This window comes from Micromonospora sp. Mcm103 (genome assembly GCF_024519755.1).
Lineage (GTDB): Bacteria > Actinomycetota > Actinomycetes > Mycobacteriales > Micromonosporaceae > Micromonospora > Micromonospora aurantiaca.
This window is the reverse complement of the sequence record NZ_JALJRJ010000001.1, coordinates 305,389-323,262: the sequence shown is the minus strand read 5'-3', so window position 1 is coordinate 323,262 and position 17,874 is coordinate 305,389. Positions and strand designations below refer to the sequence as shown.

18 protein-coding genes are annotated in these 17,874 nt (G+C 74.0%); 10 read left to right on the top strand and 8 right to left on the bottom strand.

What is annotated here, in order from left to right; translation table 11 throughout:
• Positions 1–102: 102 nt before the first annotated feature.
• From OC439_RS01530 to OC439_RS01505, 6 genes are all read left to right on the top strand, one after another.
• Positions 103–915: an ABC transporter ATP-binding protein gene (locus OC439_RS01530; RefSeq protein ID WP_262011819.1), complete on the top strand. Its 813-nt coding sequence runs from the start codon at positions 103–105 to the stop codon at positions 913–915.
• A complete protein-coding gene (locus tag OC439_RS01525; protein WP_262011818.1) occupies positions 912–1,628 on the top strand; it encodes an ABC transporter ATP-binding protein in 717 nt (238 codons plus the stop codon). The genes OC439_RS01530 and OC439_RS01525 overlap by 4 nt, the downstream gene beginning before the upstream one ends.
• A gap of 13 nt (positions 1,629–1,641) precedes the next feature.
• A complete protein-coding gene (locus OC439_RS01520) occupies positions 1,642–2,520 on the top strand; it encodes a branched-chain amino acid ABC transporter permease (protein WP_194799177.1) in 879 nt (292 codons plus the stop codon).
• Positions 2,517–3,662: a branched-chain amino acid ABC transporter permease gene (locus tag OC439_RS01515; protein WP_262011817.1), complete on the top strand. Its 1,146-nt coding sequence runs from the start codon at positions 2,517–2,519 to the stop codon at positions 3,660–3,662. The genes OC439_RS01520 and OC439_RS01515 overlap by 4 nt, the downstream gene beginning before the upstream one ends.
• Before the next feature lie 52 nt (positions 3,663–3,714).
• Positions 3,715–4,986, top strand: a complete 1,272-nt coding sequence (locus OC439_RS01510) for an ABC transporter substrate-binding protein (protein ID WP_262011816.1) — start codon at positions 3,715–3,717, stop codon at positions 4,984–4,986.
• A gap of 91 nt (positions 4,987–5,077) precedes the next feature.
• Positions 5,078–5,704, top strand: coding sequence for a TetR/AcrR family transcriptional regulator (locus OC439_RS01505; protein ID WP_262011815.1), 627 nt, complete (start codon positions 5,078–5,080; stop codon positions 5,702–5,704).
• A gap of 19 nt (positions 5,705–5,723) precedes the next feature.
• On the opposite strand, the gene OC439_RS01500 is transcribed toward OC439_RS01505, so the two are convergent.
• From OC439_RS01500 to OC439_RS01485, 4 genes are all read right to left on the bottom strand, one after another.
• Positions 5,724–6,311: a cysteine hydrolase family protein gene (locus OC439_RS01500; protein ID WP_262011814.1), complete on the bottom strand. Its 588-nt coding sequence runs from the start codon at positions 6,309–6,311 to the stop codon at positions 5,724–5,726.
• Between the two features lie 10 nt (positions 6,312–6,321).
• Positions 6,322–8,409, bottom strand: coding sequence for a glycogen debranching N-terminal domain-containing protein (locus OC439_RS01495; protein ID WP_262011813.1), 2,088 nt, complete (start codon positions 8,407–8,409; stop codon positions 6,322–6,324).
• Entirely contained in the window at positions 8,402–8,770 is a 369-nt protein-coding gene (locus tag OC439_RS01490) for an SCP2 sterol-binding domain-containing protein (protein ID WP_262011812.1), read from the bottom strand. Before OC439_RS01490 ends, OC439_RS01495 begins: the two co-directional genes overlap by 8 nt.
• Before the next feature lie 72 nt (positions 8,771–8,842).
• Positions 8,843–9,259, bottom strand: coding sequence for a MarR family winged helix-turn-helix transcriptional regulator (locus tag OC439_RS01485; RefSeq protein WP_262011811.1), 417 nt, complete (start codon positions 9,257–9,259; stop codon positions 8,843–8,845).
• Between the two features lie 84 nt (positions 9,260–9,343).
• Here OC439_RS01485 and OC439_RS01480 point away from each other — a divergent pair, with 84 nt between their 5' ends.
• The gene (locus tag OC439_RS01480; protein WP_315985896.1) at positions 9,344–11,134 is read left to right on the top strand and encodes an ABC transporter ATP-binding protein; all 1,791 of its coding nucleotides are present in this window, start codon (positions 9,344–9,346) and stop codon (positions 11,132–11,134) included.
• On the opposite strand, the gene OC439_RS01475 is transcribed toward OC439_RS01480, so the two are convergent.
• Positions 11,113–14,061, bottom strand: a complete 2,949-nt coding sequence (locus OC439_RS01475) for an AAA domain-containing protein (RefSeq protein WP_262011810.1) — start codon at positions 14,059–14,061, stop codon at positions 11,113–11,115. The two genes, OC439_RS01480 and OC439_RS01475, sit on opposite strands and share 22 nt — an antisense overlap.
• A gap of 169 nt (positions 14,062–14,230) precedes the next feature.
• On the opposite strand from OC439_RS01475, the gene OC439_RS01470 reads away from it, so the two are divergent.
• Together OC439_RS01470 and OC439_RS01465 are read left to right on the top strand one after the other, a co-directional pair.
• Complete coding sequence (locus OC439_RS01470; protein ID WP_262011809.1) at positions 14,231–14,788, top strand: M23 family metallopeptidase; 558 nt, start codon at positions 14,231–14,233, stop codon at positions 14,786–14,788.
• Between the two features lie 78 nt (positions 14,789–14,866).
• Positions 14,867–15,496, top strand: a complete 630-nt coding sequence (locus OC439_RS01465; protein ID WP_262011808.1) for a VOC family protein — start codon at positions 14,867–14,869, stop codon at positions 15,494–15,496.
• A gap of 33 nt (positions 15,497–15,529) precedes the next feature.
• On the opposite strand, the gene OC439_RS01460 is transcribed toward OC439_RS01465, so the two are convergent.
• A complete protein-coding gene (locus OC439_RS01460; RefSeq protein WP_262011807.1) occupies positions 15,530–16,432 on the bottom strand; it encodes a hypothetical protein in 903 nt (300 codons plus the stop codon).
• Positions 16,433–16,776: 344 nt separating this feature from the next.
• Between OC439_RS01460 and OC439_RS01455 the strand changes: the two genes are divergently transcribed.
• Positions 16,777–17,322, top strand: a complete 546-nt coding sequence (locus tag OC439_RS01455; protein WP_262011806.1) for a hypothetical protein — start codon at positions 16,777–16,779, stop codon at positions 17,320–17,322.
• Here the strand turns inward: OC439_RS01455 and OC439_RS01450 are convergent.
• The gene (locus tag OC439_RS01450) at positions 17,250–17,555 is read right to left on the bottom strand and encodes a hypothetical protein (protein ID WP_262011805.1); all 306 of its coding nucleotides are present in this window, start codon (positions 17,553–17,555) and stop codon (positions 17,250–17,252) included. The genes OC439_RS01455 and OC439_RS01450 overlap by 73 nt on opposite strands.
• A 2-nt stretch (positions 17,556–17,557) precedes the next feature.
• Positions 17,558–17,833 carry a DivIVA domain-containing protein gene (locus OC439_RS01445; protein WP_262011804.1) on the bottom strand — a complete coding sequence of 92 codons (276 nt, stop codon included), beginning with the start codon at positions 17,831–17,833 and terminating at the stop codon, positions 17,558–17,560.
• Positions 17,834–17,874: the final 41 nt, after the last annotated feature.

Here is a 17,874-nt window from a genome sequence, read left to right as displayed (position 1 = left end):
GAGAAGGGTCGTGATCGTCGGGGGCATTGACGCGGCGGCAGAGAAAAGTACACTCCCGGTGTAATTAGTTTTCTCTGCTCCCTCGACCGGCACGAGGTGACGATGAGCCCACCGGCCGCCCCCGCCGACGAACCGGGCCTGGCGCTGCACCACGTCGGCGTACGCTTCGGCGGCCTGGTCGCCCTCGACGACGTCTCGCTGCGGGTGCCGCCCGGCCGGATCGTGGGCGTGATCGGCCCCAACGGCGCCGGCAAGACCACGCTGTTCAACGTGGTCTGCGGCTTCGTCCGGCCGACCGAGGGCTCGCTCACCCTCGACGGCCGGCCGTTCCGGCCCCGCCCGCACGCCCTCACCCGGCTCGGCATCGCCCGCACGCTCCAGGGTGTCGGCCTGTTCGCCGGGCTGACCGTGCTGGAGAACGTGGTCGCAGGCGCCAGCCACACCGCCCGCGCCGGTTTCGCCGCCGCGCTGTTCGGCCTGCCCCGCAGCGACGACGACGAGCGGCGGCTGCGCACCCGGGCGATGGACCTGCTCGCCGAACTGGGCATCGAGAAGTACGCCGACGCGGCGCCCGCCACCCTGCCGTACCCGGTACGCAAGCGGGTCGCGCTGGCCCGCGCGCTGATCGCCCGGCCCCGGCTGCTGCTGCTCGACGAACCGGCCGGCGGTCTCGGCGCCGACGACGTGGCCGAGCTGGCCGACCTGGTCCGCGCGCTGCCCGACCGGGAGGACGGCTGCGCCGTGCTGCTCGTCGAGCACCACATGGACCTGGTCATGTCCGTCTGTCAGGAACTGGTGGTGCTCGACTTCGGCAAGGTGATCGCGGCCGGGCCGCCGGAACGCATCCGAGACGACCCCCGGGTCACCGAGGCGTACCTGGGCGCCGACGTGCCGGCCGAGGGGAGCACGCGGTGACCGCCGTGCTGGAGGTGGAGGCGCTCAGTTGCGGCTACGGGCCCGTGCCGGTGCTGCGCGACGTCGCGTTCACCGTCCCGGCCGGCACCGTCACCGCCGTGCTCGGCGCCAACGGCGCGGGCAAGACCACGCTGCTGCGTACCCTCTCGGGTCTGCTCCGTCCCACCGGCGGCCGGGTCCGGTACGCGGGCGAGGACCTGCGCGGTGTCCGGGTGGAACACCTGGTCCGGCGCGGCCTGGCGCACGTGCCGGAGGGGCGGGGTGTGGTCACCGAGCTGACAGTGGCGGAGAACCTGCGCCTGGGCGGGCTGTGGCGGCGCGACCGCGCCGACGCCCGGCGCGCGCTCGACGAGGTGTACGAGCTGTTCCCCGCCCTGGCCCGCCGCCGCGACCACGCCGGACACCAGCTCTCCGGCGGGGAACGGCAGATGCTCGCGATCGGCCGCGCGCTGATCGCCCGGCCCCGGCTGCTGCTGCTCGACGAGCCGTCACTCGGGCTGGCGCCCAAGGTCACCGCGCAGATCATGGCGCTGCTGCGGCGGCTGCGCGACGAACGGGGGCTCACCGTGCTGCTCGTCGAGCAGAACGTGCGCAGCGCGCTGTCCGTCGCCGACCAGGGCATCGTCATGTCGCTCGGGCAGGTGGTGACGGCCGCGCCGGCCGCCCGGCTACGCGACGACGACCAGCTCCGGCACGCGTACCTCGGATTCTAGGAAGGGGTCGCGGATGGAGCGGTTCTGGTTCCTCACCTTCGACGGGCTCGCCTCCGGGGCGGTGTACGCGGCGTTCGCGCTCGCGCTGGTGCTCATCTGGCGGGCCGCCCGGGTGGTCAACTTCGCCCAGGGCGCGATGGCCGTGGCCACCGCCTACGTCGGGTACGCGGTCGTGTCCGCCACCGGCTCGTACTGGCTGGGCCTGGCCGCCGCGATCCTGTCCGGGCTGGCCCTGGGCGCGCTGGTGGAGCGGGTGCTGATGCGGTTCGCCGGCCCCGGCGGCCCGCTCAACCAGGTGATCGTCGCGCTCGGGCTGGTGCTCGTCATCCAGGCGGTACTCGGCATGGTCTTCGGCAACGACTACCGGCCCGCACCGGCGCCGTTCGACACCGACGCGCTCACCATCGGCGGGGTGGCCGCGCTGTCCCCGTACGACCTGTGGGTGCTCGGCGCGGCGCTGACGGTGGTGGCGCTGCTCGCGCTGCTGTTCACCCGCACCCCGGTGGGACTGCGGATGCGGGCCGCCGCGTTCGCCCCGGAGGTGTCCCGGCTGCTCGGCGTCAGCGTCGGCCGGATGCTCACGCTGGGCTGGGCGCTCGCCGCCGGCGTCGGCGCGCTCGCCGGCATGCTCGTCGTCCCCACCGGACTCGGCCTGCACTCGCACGCCATGGACCTGGTCTTCGTGGTCGCGTTCACCGCCGCCGTGGTCGGCGGCCTGGACAGCCCGGTGGGCGCGGTGGTCGGCGGCCTGCTGGTCGGGCTGATCCTGTCCTACGTCACCGGCTACCTGGGACCGGACACCACCCCGCTGGCCGTCCTGGTGCTGCTGCTGTCCGTCCTGCTGGTCCGCCCCGGCGGGCTCTTCTCCGCGGCGAGAGCGAGGCACGTGTGACGAGCACCCCCACCGAGATCGCGCCCGCCGCGCCGTCCCCGCTGCGGCGGCTGCTCCCCGGCGCCCCCGCCGGACACGAGGCGCGCGGCTCCACGCTGCTGCGCCACCTGGCGCTCGCGGTGTTCGCCGGCACGCTCGTCGTGCTGGTGACCAACCAGCTCGCGCCGTACCAGAACCTCCAGGTGGCGCGCGTCTGCGCGTTCCTCTGCGTCACCGCCGGGCACACCGTCCTGGTCGGACTCAACGGCCAGCTCTCGCTCGGGCACGGCGCGCTGATGGCCACCGGCGCGTACACCGTGGCGCTGACCCAGCAGGCCCTGGACGAGCGGGCGATACGCGGCGGGTGGACGCTGCCCGCGTCGCTGCTCGTCGCCGTCGCGGTGACAGCGCTCGGCGGGCTGGTCGTCGGGCTGGCGGCGGCCCGGCTGCGCGGCCCCTACCTGGCCGGCGTGACCCTCGCCGTGGCGACGCTCGTCCCGGCGGTCACCACGATCTTCACCGGCGTGTTCAACGGCGAGCAGGGGCTGCGGTTCCCGGCGCAGACGCCACCGGCGGCGCTCGGCGCCTACTTCCAGCCGGAACGCTGGCTGGCCTGGATCGCGCTGGCCGCCGCGCTGCTCACCATGCTGCTGCTGGCCAACCTGGTACGCAGCCGCTTCGGCCGGTCCCTGCGGGCGGTCCGCGACGACGAGGTCGCGGCCCGGCTCGCCGGCATCCCGGTGGCCCGCACCCAGGTGCTCGCGTTCGTGGTCAGCGCCGCCTGTGCCGGCCTCGGCGGCGGCGTGTACGCGATGCTCACCGCCACCGTCGCGCCCGGCAAGTTCCCGCTGGACCTGTCGCTGTTCCTGCTCATGGCGATCGTGATCGGCGGGCTGGGCAGCCTCGCCGGCGCGGTCTGGGGAGCGGTGCTGCTGGTCGCGCTCCAGGACCTGCCCGGCCTGCTCACCGAACACCTCAGCCTGTCCGCCGGGCTGGCCCAGCGGCTGGAGGGCAACCTCGCGCTCGCGGTGTTCGGCCTGATCCTCATCGTCGTCATGCTCGCCGCCCCGGGCGGCCTGCAGGGCGGCGTGCGTGCCGTCCGCGCCCGGCTGCGCGCCGCGCTGCGCCGTCGTCGCGCCACCCGCCGGTCGCCGGACCGCTGACCTCACCGGTTCCACCCACACCGTTCGCACCGTCGCACCGGATTGGAGAACCATGCGCCCCACCACCCGCCGCGTTCTCGCGGCCGCCGCCGGCCTGGCCATGCTGGCCGCGCTGACGGCCTGCGCCGACGACGAGAAGCAGGCCGCCGAGAACGTCCCCGGCGTCAGCGACTCCGAGGTCGTCATCGGCACCCACCAACCGCTCACCGGACCGGCCGCGCCCGGCTACTCGAAGATCTCCGCCGCCACCAAGGCGTACTTCGAGCACGTCAACAGCAAGGGTGGCGTGCACGGCCGCAAGATCGTCTACAAGGTCATGGACGACGGCTACAACCCCGCCAACACCGAGAACGTGGTCCGCAAGCTGGTGCTCGACGACAAGGTCTTCGCGCTGCTCGGCGGCCTCGGCACGCCCACGCACACGAACGTGCTGGAGTTCGTCAAGACGCAGAAGGTGCCGGACCTGTTCGTCGCCTCCGGCAGCCGCAACTGGAACCAGCCGGACAAGTACCCGACCACGTTCGGCTGGCAGCCCGACTACACAGTCGAGGGCAAGATCCTGGCGAGCTACGTCAAGAAGGAGTTCCCCGGGGCGAAGGTCTGCCACTTCGGGCAGAACGACGACTTCGGCCGGGACTCGCTGGCCGGCGTCGAGCAGATCCTCGGCCCGGTCGCGGCGAAGCAGACGTACACCACCACCAACCAGCAGGTCGGCCCGGCGATCGGGGCGCTGCGCGCGGCCGGCTGCCAGGTGGTCATCTCGGCCACCATCCCCGGCTTCACCGCGCTCGCCATGGGCCAGGCCGCCGGGCAGGGCTTCAAGGCGCAGTGGGTGGTCTCCAACGTGGGCGCCGACTACACCACGCTGTCCGCGCAGCTCGGCGACAAGAAGGTGATCCTCGAGGGCATGGTCGCCGACAACTACCTGCCGAACGTGGCCGACACCGCGAACCCGTGGATCCAGGAGTTCACCAAGATCCACCAGAAGTACAACGCGGGCAACCCGGTCGACGGCAACGCGATCTACGGCTACTCGATGGCGTACACGTTCGTGCAGGCGATGCTCGCCGCCGGGCCCGACCCCACCCGGGAGAAGCTGGTCGAGGCCGTGCGCAAGGGCGGATTCCGCGGGCCCGGCCTGGTCCCGTTCCGGTACGCCGACGGCGTGCACGCCGGCTACGGCGGTGTGCGGCTCACCAAGGTGAGCAACGGCGTGCAGGAGTACTTCGGTCCCGCGTACACCACGGATGACGGCGACGGCGCGGTCACCGAGTTCACCGACCCGCCGACGACCCCGCCCGCGGACGCGGTGCCGACCGCATGAGGCGTCCCCGCCGGGCGGCCGGGTGCCGGCCGCCCGGCGGGACGCACGTAGAGTGGCCGCCGGCAGACGAGCAACAGGAGATTCCGTACCCATGATCGAGGTGGAGGCCGACCCGCCGGAGCGGGTGGACGGCCGGGCGGCGCGGGCCGAGCGGACCCGGGCCGCGATCGTGGAGGCGCACCTGGCCCTGATCGACTCCGGTGACCTGCGGCCCACCGGGGAACGGATCGCCGAGCGGGCCGGGGTGTCGCTGCGCACGCTCTGGACCAACTTCAAGGACATGGAGACGCTGTTCGCCGCGACCGGGCGGCGGGTCGGCGAGCGGCAGGCCGCGCTCTGGCGGCCGGTGCCGCCGGAGCTGCCGCTGACCGCCCGGATCGCCGCGTTCTGCGACCAGCGCGCCCGGCTGCTGGAGGTGCTGGCGCCCTCGGCCCGCGCGTCGGCGCTGCGGGAGCCGTTCTCCCCGCAGTTGCGGCGCAACCGGGAGGCGGCGGTCGCCCGGGTCCGGCACGAGATCGAGGCGGTGTTCGCCCCGGAACTGGCGCAGGCCGGGCCGGGCCGCGCGCAGCTGCTGGACGCGCTGACGGTGGCCGGCACCTGGTCGGCGTGGTCGATGATGCGCGACTCGATGGGGCTCGACGTCGAGGCCGCCCGCGCCGTGATGGCCCGTACGCTGGGCGCGCTGCTGGTCGACGCGATCGCCGCCGGCCTGCGCTGAGCGCCTGTCGGCCGGACCGTCAGGTGATTTCGTGGGTGGTCGCCACCTCGCCGAGCTGGCCCAGCGTGCTCAGGTAGGCGTCGTGCAGCTCGTCGGTGGCCGCCGTGCACGCGTCGGAGACGGTGACGATGCGATATCCGTTGTCGACCGCCTGATAGGCGGTGGCGGCGACGGCCAAGTTCGTCGCGACGCCGGTGAACACCACGGTCCGCACGCCCCGGCCACGCAGGATCAGGTCCAGGTCGGTGCCGGTGAACCCGCCGAGCCGGGTGGAGGTGACGACCACGTCGTCCGGCTGCCGCGCGACCTCGTCGACGATCCGGGTCTTCGGGTCGCCCTCCAGGAACGCCCCGCGCTCGGCGATCATCGCGAAGCTCGGGGTGTTGGCGATCAGGTCCGGATAGCCGGGCCGGTAGGCGACGCGGGTGAAGACCACGAGGCCGCCCGCGGCCCGCCCGGCCCCGGCGACCCGGGCCGCGTTCGCCGCCACGCCGTGCCGGGCCACCTGGCCGGCGAAGAACGGGCCGAAGACGCCGTCCGGGCTGACCACCTCGTGTTGCCAGTGGACGCCCACGATCGCGGTGTGTGCCCAGTCGATGCGCTGCATGTCGGTCCCGTCAGGGTGCGGAGAGCTGCTGCGGCGCCAGCTCGTAGCGGCTCAGGCCGCCGGCGGCGGTGCTCCTGCCGAAGGCGTCCCGGCGCCCCCAGCGGCCGGGGACGTCGAGCAACGCCACGTAGTCGAGGCTAGCAGGCAGGGCGGGCCGGGCCACGAGATCGTCGCCGACCGGCCGCAGGCCGAGCATCGTCCGCAGGAGCAGCAGCGGGGCCCCGGCCGACCAGGCCTGCGGGCTGCACGCGGTCGGATACCGGATCGGGTAGCGGGTCTCGGACCGGGCGTGCCCGGCGAACGCCTCCGGCAGCCGGCCGTCGTAGAACGCCGCCGCGTCCAGGATGCCGGCCGCGATGCGGGCCGCCTCGTCGGCGTACCCGTAGCGACGCAGACCCCAGGCGATGAACGAGTTGTCGAACGGCCAGATGGTCCCGACGTGGTAGCCCACCGGGTTGTAGCGGGCCTCGCCCTCGGCCAGCGTGCGGACACCCCAGCCGCTGAACATCGCCGGTGACATCAGGTGCCGCACCAGGGCCTCGGCCTTCGGCTCCTCGACGATGCCGCTCCACAGCAGGTGGCCGATGTTCGAGGACAGAGCGTCCACCTTGCTGCCGTCGCCGTCCAGCGCCAGCGCCATGTACTCGCCGTCGTCGATCCAGAAGTCGTGGTTGAAGCGGCGTTTGAGGTCGGCGGCGTCCCGCTCCAGCCGGTCCGCGTACGCCGGGTCGTGCCAGATCTCGCGGGCCAGCCGGGCGGTGCGCACCTTCGCGTCGTACGCGTACCCCTGGAGTTCGCAGGTGGCGCGCGGGAAGCCCGGCAGCCGGCCGTCGCGGTAGGAGATGCCGTCCCAGGAGTCCTTCCAGCACTGGTTCTCCAGGCCGTTCACCGGGTTGCGCCGCTCGTAGGAGACGTAGCCGTTGCCGGCCCGGTCGGCGTAGTGGTCGATCCAGTCGACGGCCGCCCGCGCCTCCTGCTCCACCGCGCGGACGAGGGCGGCGTCGCCGGTCCACCGCTCGTACTCGTCGAGCAGCACGAGGAACAGGGGAGTGGCGTCCGCGCTGCCGAAGTAGGGGCTGTGCGGTGTCTCGTCGAAGACGGTCAGCTCGCCGTAGCGCATCTCGTGCAGGATCCGGCCCGGCTCCTCCTCCCGGAAGTCGTCGATCCGGCTGCCCTGCCGGAAGGCGAGCACGGTGAGCGTGGTGGCGGCGAGTTCGGGTGCGAACGGCAGCGCCTGGAGGCTGGTGAGGATGCTGTCGCGGCCGAACAGGCACATGAACCACGGCAGCCCGGCGGCCAGGACGCACCCGGCTCCGGCGAGGAACGGGCTGAACCGCAGTGCGGCCAGGTCGATCAGGCTCTGCCGGTAGGTGTTCTGCAACGGTCCCCAGCTGGTCTCCAGGCGCGGCGCCCGGTCCAGCCACTCCCGCAGCTCGGCGGGCTTGTCCCGGGCGCGGCCCGCGACCCGCCCGGGCAGGCTGAGCCGCTCCAGCCCGCGGGGCAGGGGGAGGTCCGGCTCGGCGGTCAGCCGGGTCTGCCACCGGCCGTGCGGCTCGATGTGCACGCGCAGCGTCAGGCCGTTCTCGTCCACCTCCGCCGGAGCCGTCGCCGACACGATCGTCTCGCGGCGGAACCGTTCGCGCTGGTAGCCCAGGACGAGCCGCGGGCCGTCGACCCGCCGGTAGTGCCACCCCTCGCGGTCCGTCGTGCCCTCCTTGACCGCGAAGAGGTCCGCGAAGTCCGCGTCCGCCTCGATCCGCACGGTCAGGTCGACGGGCCGCCGGTCGTTGTTGACCAGGAGCAGCTCCTCCTGGAGTCCGCTGTTCAGCGTGTGGGTGCGGCGCACCTCGAGCGTGCTGTTGACGTAGACGTCCTGACTGCCCGGGACGAGGTAGAACCGGTTCTCGAAGTACTGGATGTCGTCGATGGACAGCGTGCTGAGCCGCTCGCCGTCGATGGTCAGCTGCCACCGGGACAGCAGACGCGTGTCGTGGGCGAACAGGCCGTGGGTGGCGTCGGCCGACGGGACGATGTCGCCCGCCCGGTCGCAGACCAGGAAGATCGTCCCGTCGAAGATGCCGACGTGGCCGTCAACCATCGTCGCCTCCCCGGTGTCGTTCCGGGCGCGATCCGGGCGGGGAGGGGAACAGCCGGCGTACTGTCGCGAACAGCCGCGGGCTGCCTTCCACCTCGGCCTCGCCGCGCAGGACCGTGGTCAGGAAGTACGCCTCACCCCGCGCGATCCGGTCGAAGACGGCCCGGTCCGCCCGGACGACCGCGTCCCCGCCGGTGGCCTGCCGTGCCGCGGTGACCTCGCCCCGGGCGATGGAGACCAGCCAGTGGTCGACCGACCCGTCGCCGGCGATGTCGAACCGGACGGTGCCCTCGTGGAGCGCTGTCAGCCCGCGCTGCCCGCGCTGCCCCAGGCCCCGGAAGAACTCTTCGGTGGCGTCCGCCATCGGCCCTCCTCCCGGTGGCGCTATTCCCCGCCACGGGGCCTGTCGCCTCACCCGGAGCGGGTGAAATCGGGGCTAGTCCTCGCGCAGGCGGAGCAGGATGCGAGCCAGCTCGGCCCGGTCCTCCGGCGAGAGCGCGCCGAAGAACCGTTCCGCCTCGGTGGCCCGGGCCTGCCGGATCGCCGTGCCGACCCGCTCGCCCTCGGCGGTGGGGGCGACCAGCGTGGCCCGCCTGTCGCCCGGGTCGGGCCGTCGCTCGACCAGACCCCGCTCCTGCAACCCGTCGACCACCTCGGTGGCCGAGCGCGGCGCGATGCGCAGGTGTTCGGCGAGCGCGCCGGGCCGCAGCGCGCCGTGGCGCATCAGCACGCCGAGCGCCCGCGCCTGCCCGGGGCTGATCTCCCACGGCGCAAGCGCGCGCTTGGTCTGGTGCCGCAGCCGGCGGGTCACCGCCCAGAACGTCTCGGCCAGGCTCTCGTCGCTGCCGTTCACGGGGAATACGGTAACAGCCTTTCTTGTTGTTCCCTCATGTTGAGGTAACCTCAGCACTGTTTTCCCCCGGCATGAGGAGCACTCTTGGATCGCATCCCCGACGGCCGTCGTGACGGCCGCACCGTTTCCCCCGCCGAGAAGGCCCAGGCCCGCGACGTGTCCCTGCGCCGCATCGGCGGCCTGTTCACCGCACACCGCGGCCCGCTCGCCACCGTGGTGGCGATCATCGTGGCGTCCTCGATCATCGCGATGGCCACGCCGTTCCTGCTGCGTGCCGTGATCGACCGGGCCCTGCCCGAGCGTGACCTGACGCTGCTGGCCTGGCTGGTCGCGGGCATGGTCGCGGTCGCCGCTGTCACCGCCGTGCTCGGCGTCGCCCAGACCTGGATCTCCACCCGCGTCGGTCAGCAGGTCATGCACCGGCTGCGCGCCGACGTCTTCGCCCACCTCCAGCGGCAGTCGATCGGCTTCTTCGTGCGCACCCGCACCGGCGAGGTGCAGTCGCGCATCACCAACGACATCGGCGGCATGCAGGCGGTCGTCACCTCCACCGCCACCTCGATCGCCGCCAACCTCACCACTGTGGTCGCCACCACCATCGCCATGCTGGCGCTGAGCTGGCGGCTCACGCTCGTCTCGGCCGTCGTGCTGCCGCCCGCGCTCTGGCTCACCCGCCGGGTCGCCCGGTTGCGCCGGGAGATCACCGCCCAGCGCCAGCGCGAACTGGCCGACCTCACCGTGACCATCGAGGAGGGGCTGTCGGTCAGCGGCGTCCGGCTGGCCAAGACCCTCGGCACCGGCCCGGCCCTGGTCGACCGGTTCACCGCCTCCTCGGCCCGCCTGGTCGACCTGGAACTGCGCTCCGAGCTGGCCGGACGCTGGCGGATGGCCGCCATGAGCATCGTCTTCGCCGCCATCCCGGCGGTGATCTACCTCGGCGCAGGGCTGCCCGGCACCGCAGGCACGCTCACCATCGGCACGCTCGTCGCGTTCACCGCGCTCCAGGGCAACCTGTTCCGGCCGCTGATGGGCCTGCTCAACGTCGGCGTCACGCTCACCGCGTCCCTCGCCCTGTTCGCCCGCATCTTCGAATACCTCGACCTGCCCGTCGAGGTCGCCGAGCCGGCCCGCCCGGTCCCGCTGGACCCGGCCACCGCCCGCGGCCACCTGCGCGTCGAGGACGTCACCTTCAGCTACCCGGGCAGCGACACCGCCGCCCTCGCGGGCGTCAGCCTGGACGTCCCGGCCGGCACCAGCCTCGCCCTGGTGGGGGAGACCGGCTCCGGCAAGAGCACGCTCGCCGCGCTGATCAGCCGGCTGCACGACCCGGACGCCGGCCGCATCACCATCGACGGGATCGACCTGCGCGACCTGCGCCCGGCCGACCTGGCCGCCGTCGTGGGCGTGGTCAGCCAGGAGACGTACCTGCTGCACGGCACCGTGCGGGACAACCTCCGGTACGCCCGCCCGGACGCCACCGACGCCGACATCGAGGCCGCCGCCCGCGCCGCCCGCATCCACGACCTCATCGCCGCACTGCCCGACGGGTACGACACCATGGTCGGCTCACGCGGCCACCGGTTCTCCGGCGGCGAGCAGCAGCGCCTGGCGATCGCCCGGACCCTGCTGCGCGACCCGCGGATCCTGGTGCTCGACGAGGCGACGAGCGCGCTGGACACCGAGACCGAGCGCGCGGTCCAGCGGGCGCTGGACGAACTGGCCCGGGGCCGGACGGTGGTGACCATCGCGCACCGGCTCTCCACCGTCCGCGACGCCGACCGCATCGCCGTGCTCGATCACGGCCGGATCGTCGAATCGGGTACCCACGACGCGCTGCTGGACCGGCGCGGTCGTTACGCCGCCCTGGTCGGCTGAGTGCCGGCCCGTGCGGCGCCGCCGCCTTTGCCGCCGGACCCGCCGTCGGTGTCGGATGCGCTGCCGCTGCCTGGTCCGCCGCTGCCCGGTCCGCCCGCGCCGATGCGGGAGGCCAGGTCCAGGGCGGCCCGGATCGGGTCGTCCGACCAGCGGCTGGCGAACGCCTCGTGCAGCCGCCACCCGGCCCGGATCAACGTGCGCTGCCGCTCCAAATGCGCCGCAACCCCGTCCGGGTGCACCGCGCAGACCACCCCGACCGCGTCGGAGTCCGTGCCCACGCAGAGGTCGACGCGCCACCGGCCCACCGGATAGCCCGGCCGCACCGGCAGCCCGAGCCGGCGCAGCTCCTCCGCCAGCTCGGCGGTCCAGCCCGTGGCCGGCTCCGCCTCCGGTGCGACAGGCGGCCGGCCCGCGTAGGCCAGGAAGTCACCCACCAGGCCCTCCGGTGAACGCAGCGAGGTGACCACCGTCAGCCGCCTCCGAGCCCGGGTGACCAGCACGTTGAACAGGTTCGGCCCGGCGGCGAACCGGTGTCGCGACGGCGGATCGTCGTCCACCAGCCCGAGCGACGCGATCACCACGTCCGCCTCGCTGCCCTGCAACCCGTGCACGGTGCCCGACCGCAGCCCGAGACGCTCGATCTCGTCGACGTCGTACGCGGCCAGCAACGCCGCCTCCACCGCGTCCGCCTGCGCGCGGAACGGGCTCACCACGGCGATCCCGCCAGCCGGGGGAGCGTCGGCGAACCGCCGTACGAGGTCGAGGACGGCAATGACCTCGGCCTGGTTGACGCCGTCGACCACGCTTGCCCCGTCCACGGTCACCACGTCGATGACGTCGGCGCGCTCGTTGCGCGGATGCCGGGTGACCAGTTCCAGCCGATCGCCGTAGAACCGGCGCGCGGAGAACCCGATCAGGTGCGGCACGGACCGGTGGTGCTCACCCAGCCAGGTGACCGGGGCGGCGCCGGCCGCCACGTCGAAGGCGCTGGAGCGGCGGACGTCGAGCCGGTCGCCGAACCGGTCCAGACCGTGCCGGCGCAGGGTGGCGACCACGTCCACGTCGGCCACGAACGACACGAACCGCAACTGGCGGGGGTCGCCGGCCACCAGCGCACGCCGCGCCCGGGCCAGCGCCGGCGCCGCCCGTAACTGGTCGATGTGCGCTGCCTCGTCGAGCACCACCAGGTCGAACATCCCGGGCACCGGGGGCAGCAGGTCCTCGACGTCGGTGACCGTGCCGACCCAGAGCGGCAGCGCCCGTACCAGCGCCTGGGCGTCCAGACCGGCCAGCAGCTCGCGGCGGCGGTTCCGCCCGGCCCGCAGCGCGGCGGCCAGGCCACCGGTGGCGCGCCGCGCCGCGTCGCTCCACCGATGCGCGCTCGTCGCCCGGTGGCGCATCGCCGTTCCGACGGCCTCCGCGAGCGCGGCTTCCGCCGTCGTCAGGGCGCGCCAGGCGGCGGCCAGATCAGTCCCGCCGGTGGCGGCCAGCCGCGCCGCCGCCCGTACCGCGCCCGCCGCGTCCAACGCGGTCCGCAGCCGCTCCACGGGTACGTCGTCGCCGCTGAGCCGGCGCAGCCGCCTGCCGGCGCGGGCCCGCTGCCAGCGCCGCCACCAGCCGTCACCGGACGTCGTGGCCGCCGTCAGCGCGGACCGGGCCGCGTCCAGGTCGGCGTCCGGGTCGAACAGGCGGGGTACGTCCCGGCTCAGCGCGGGCAGCAACGGCTGCCAGTCGGGCAGCGTGGCGGCGCGGCGCTCCTCGTCGAGGGCGGCGACGATCCCCTCCGACAGGGCCGCCACCCGGTCGCGGGCGGCCGCCACGGCGGCGTCGGCGTCGCGCAGCGTGGCGTCGTCAGTTCCGTCGGCCGCACCGCCGGCCAGGTCGGCGGCGATCGTCTCGCGGCGCTCGGCGTCGCCGAACAGCACCGGCGCCGGGCCGCTGTGCCGGCGCAGCAGGTCACCGAGCACGTCGGCGGCGTGCACCGACTGGGTGGCCACGAGCACCGACCCACCCCGGTCCACGGCGTCCAGCGCGGCGGCGACCAGCGCGTGGCTCTTGCCGTTGCCCGGCGCGCCCGACACGACCACGACCGGCTCGGTACGGGTCCGCCGCACCAGTTCACGCTGGGCCGCGTTCATCGGCAGGGGCGACAGCACCTCGGCCTCGGTGTCGTCGCTCCCGCCGCTGGTGTCCCGCCGGCCCCGGCCGGCGCGCCGGCCGCTCTCGCCGCCCCGCCTGGTGTCGTCGCCCTGGGCATTGGTGCCGCTCGGCGTGGAGTCGCCCCGGCCGGTGTAGAGCCGGCTCAGCGCCGTGTCGGCCAGTCCGGGCCGGGCCGCCCAGGCGAGCAGTGTGTCGCGTAGCCGGCCGGCCAGCACGTCGCGGGTGGTGAACAGCGCCGCGGCGGCGACGCCGACCAGTCCGTCGTCGTCGATGCGGCGGGGCGGCCGCGCCTGAACCGTCGCCGGTTTCAGGCCGGCCGCTTCGGCGGCGGCGGTGATCCACGCCTTGGTGCCGGGCGCGCCGAGCCAGCCCGGCCCGGCCAGCCCTGGGGCGGCCTCCAGCCGGCCGGCGAGATCTCGGTCCTCGACGAGCGAGGTCAGTTCCAGGTCTCCGGCGGGCACGATCCGGTAGCTGCGGCTGGTGCGCTCCAGGCGTACCGGCTGGGCCAGCAACGGCACGCGGACCCGGCGGCGGCCACCGTCGAGGTCGGCCGCGCCGACGACGAAGGCCAGGCCCCGGCGCAGGATCCGCTGGTCACGGTGCAGCGCGTCCAGCGCCGCCAGGCGGTCCAGTGTGGCGTCGCGCGGCGCGCGGTCGGGCTCGGCCAGCCAGATCAGCGGACGACCAGCGCCGGAGACGTCGAAGATCCGCTCGGCACCGGCCGGTGCCAGGTCGGCGAGCGCGGTGAGGATCCTGGCCGCCTCCATGGCCCGCGATTCTGCCGTATGCGCGCCCGGCCCGGCCACCGCCGGCCCAGTGCCGGCGATGAAGAGATGTAGAAAACCTTTGCCCTGACATTCATGTGTGTAGCTATTTACCCGACCGGGCGGCGGCCCTAGCATCGATCTACATCGTTGTCGATGAAGAGGAGGGGCGATGTCCCTGACGTTCACCGCCGCCCGGATGCGCGTGCCCGCGATGCTCACTGTCGCCGTCGTCGCGGGCGCGATGCTCGGTGTGCAGCCCGCGCAGGCCGCCCGGCCGGGCTTCCGGATGCCGTTCCTGTGCGGCCAGACCTGGCAGGGCAACAACTGGAACGGGCACAGCCCGGCCCACGCCATCGACTGGAACCACTACGACGCCAACGGCAGCCCCGACGACCTCAACCGCCGGACTGTCGCCAGCGCCGCCGGCACCGTGCTGGAGTCGTACTACTCCACCACCTCCGGCTACGGGAACACCATCGTCATCGGGCACGGCGACGGCTGGCGTACCCGGTACGCCCACCTCAACTCGCGCGCGGTGGCCAAGGGTGACACCGTGAAGCGCGGCGACGTCATCGGCCGGGTCGGCGCGACCTCGGCGAAGTACGACCTCAGCCCGCACCTGCACTACGAGCAGATCCACGACGGCAGCGTGGTGGTGGCCGTCGTCCAGGGCGTCACCTGGTCCGACGGGCTGAAGCGCAACCAGACCAGCACCAACGGCTGCTGATCCGGGGGGCGGGTCGCCGGGGCAGAAACCCGATCTGCAAGACGTGATTTAGAGAGCACCGATGGGTAGAGTGGCGCGGTGCGCGGTGGGGTGCAGGCTCAGGTGCCGGTGCTGTCCGTCGGCGACGCCGACGCGGCCGGCCGGTTCTACGCGCTGTTCGGCTACACCGGGCAGCCCGGCGAGGACGGCCGGACGCGCCTGCACTGCGGCGACCTGACACTGCTGCTCGTCGAGGGGACCCCGGTCCCGGCCACGCTCCACGTCCACGTCGACGACGTCGCCGCGATCGCCGAACGCCTCGCCGCCGCCGGGCACCCGGTCGAGCACACCCCCGGCGGCGAGTGCCGCACCGCCGACCCCGACGGCAACACGATCCTGTTCACCCGCGCGCCCGAAGTGCCCGTACCGCAAATCGAGCCGGACGGGCGGCCCGCGCTGGTCCGCCGAGCGGCCCAGGTAGTTGCCCGCCGCGACGGCACGCCCGGGCACTGCCAGATCGGCGGACCACGAGGCGAGCCCTGCACCGAGCCGGCCGAGGTCAAGCTCGCCGACTCGTGGGGTGACACGGTCTGGGGCTGCCTCACCCACGCCGACGAGACGCTGGTCAACGCGCGCGGCGCGTTCCTGGCCACCGAGGACGGCACCGGGCTGGCCGCGTACCTGGCCGCCCGCCAGGCCCGCACCGACACCGCCGCCGTACCGGGCTGACCGCCCCGGCTCAGACGAGGGGCCCGTCCCGGCTCAGACCTGGGGCGGCTCCGGCTCGCCCGGGCGGGGCCGCTGTCCCGGAGCCGTGCGCGGCGCGGGCGGGGGGAGCAGCGGCTCCAACGGGGTGAACGCCTCCACCGGTCCGTCCAGCCGCGATCCACGTCGCACCCGCCCCGCCTCGCCGGGCATCCCTCGCGCGTCCCGTACCGCTCCCGCCGGTCCGCTCCCGTCGGCAGGCGGTGCCGTGGTGGCCGGCTCGCCGTCCTTCCCGGCCCGCGCCGTCGTCGGTCGTCCACGCCGGTCGCGTTCCTCGGCGTACTCGGCGCGACGCCGGGCCAGGTCACGCTCGCACTCCAGCGCGATGCGCTGCTCCCAGTACGGCTGGAGCAGCTTGCGCACCCGCTCGTCCAGGTGGACAGTGACGTCCGGCTCGCAGGCGAACGTCACCTCGCCGCGCGCGTACGTCCAGGGCGGCGGGTCCTCGTCGGCGAGCGCGGCGGTCAACGCGGCGTGCAGGTCGCGCGGACGGTGCGGCGGCACCTCCGCCGCGCACCGCACGGCCAGCCGGTTCAGGCGTTGCGTGGCCTGCTGCTGGAAGTAGTCCACGTACCAGCCGAACAACTCCGGCCGGGCCGTCTCCGACGACCAGGTGTAGGTGGCGCGCACCAGGAACACGTACACCTGGCCCTGCGCCGGCACCGCGAGCGGCTCCGGGACGCGGCGGTCGACTGTGGTCACCGCCGTCACCGGCTCCTCGGTCCACCAGAGCTGCCGCAGCGTCGGCTGCGCGCCGTCCCAGAAACGCCGGGTCCGCACGTGCGCCGCCTCGCCCAGCGCCCGCGCCCGTCCGGCCCACCGCCGCCGGCGGCTGTCCACCGGCGCGCCGGGCTTCGGCCGGCCGCCGCCCCGCTCGGGCCCCTCCGGCACCGCGGTCATCGCACCCCCTCCATGCCGGATCGCAGCACCGCGTCCCGCGGCGTCACCGGGACGCGCGGGCCGTCGGGCGAGGGGTGGCCGGACCGCCGTGGCGGTCCGCGATCCACGCTAACAACCCCGACCGGTGTACGCGCGCAGCCGCGCGCACGGCGCTTCCGCCCGGCCCGAGAGGCGGGCGCTGACCGATCGGACGAGCCGTCCCGTAGTCCTATCCGTGGGACTCGGAGCGGTTTCGGTCCCGCTCACGGGACCAACCATCCAGAGTCGATCGGCGCACCTTGATCCGTGATCGAAGCGCTTCGTAGCGTGAGGCTCCGCGATCCTTCGGGGGAGGACCAAAACGCATGGGCGTAGACGCTCGTCAGGCCGCCGGCCAGGCCGTGACATATCTGCGGTCCCTGGCCGAGCGGCAGTACGACCGGGTCTGGACCCCGGACTTCCTGCACCTCACCCCCGACGTGCAGGGCTTCGCCGTGTTCCACCGTGGCGGCCTGGTGCTGGTCTACGGCGCGGTGTCACCGGAGGACTCGGCCCGCTGGGTCTTCCGGATGGCCTGCGTGGCCGGCGCCGACGTGCCCGACATCTCCGGGGCGATGGCCTGGGCGAACATCAGGAACCGGCTGGCCGAGGCCGGGCGCTACTACTGCGTCGTGAAGGCCGACCAGAGCGCCTGCCACGTGGTGTTCGCGCTCGACGTGCGCAGCCCGCTGCTCGACGACGTCACGGCGCCCGACGCGCAGGCGGTGCGGGAACTGCTGCACTTCTCGCTCGCGGTGTGCGTGCACAACGCCGTGGCGGACTTCCGTGATCTGGCGTCCTACCTGCCGGCGCGGCCCCTCGCCCCGACCGAGATCGACGCCTGGATGCTGTTCGCCGGCACCCAGGACTGACTGTGCGGCATCGGCTCGCCGGCTCGGCGCAGCCCCGCGAGCTGTACGAAGATGTCCCGCTTCGCGGTCGCGGTGCCCCGGCGGTTGAGCACGTAGCCGGTCAGCCAGATCCAGCCCATGTGCGTCACCTCGGCGCCGATCGACACGACCCGGAATGTGAGCGCCCGGTCGCCGCCGAACTGCACCGACGCGCGACCGTCGACCCGCAGCAGGTCACCGGTTTGCGGGCGCACCGCTACCAGGGGCCGTCGTTCGGCGGGCGGCACTCCCGGGCGTGCATGGTCTGCCAGTCCCGCAGGGCGCGCTTCAGCCTGTCGTTCTCCTGCGCGAGCAGGCGTACCTGCCGGTGCAGCTCGGTCAGCTCGTCGGCGACCCGGGCCTGGAACTCGCGTACCTGATCGGGGTCGACACCCCGCCGACGGGGATCGAAGGCGTGGGTGCGTATCTCGTGCGGGGTCATCCGGGCCGGTAGGCCGGTCAGGTAGATCCGGCCGGATCGATACTGCGTCACTTCGGTCCTTTCCGGGGCAGGCGGAGACGCGGCGGGTCGGT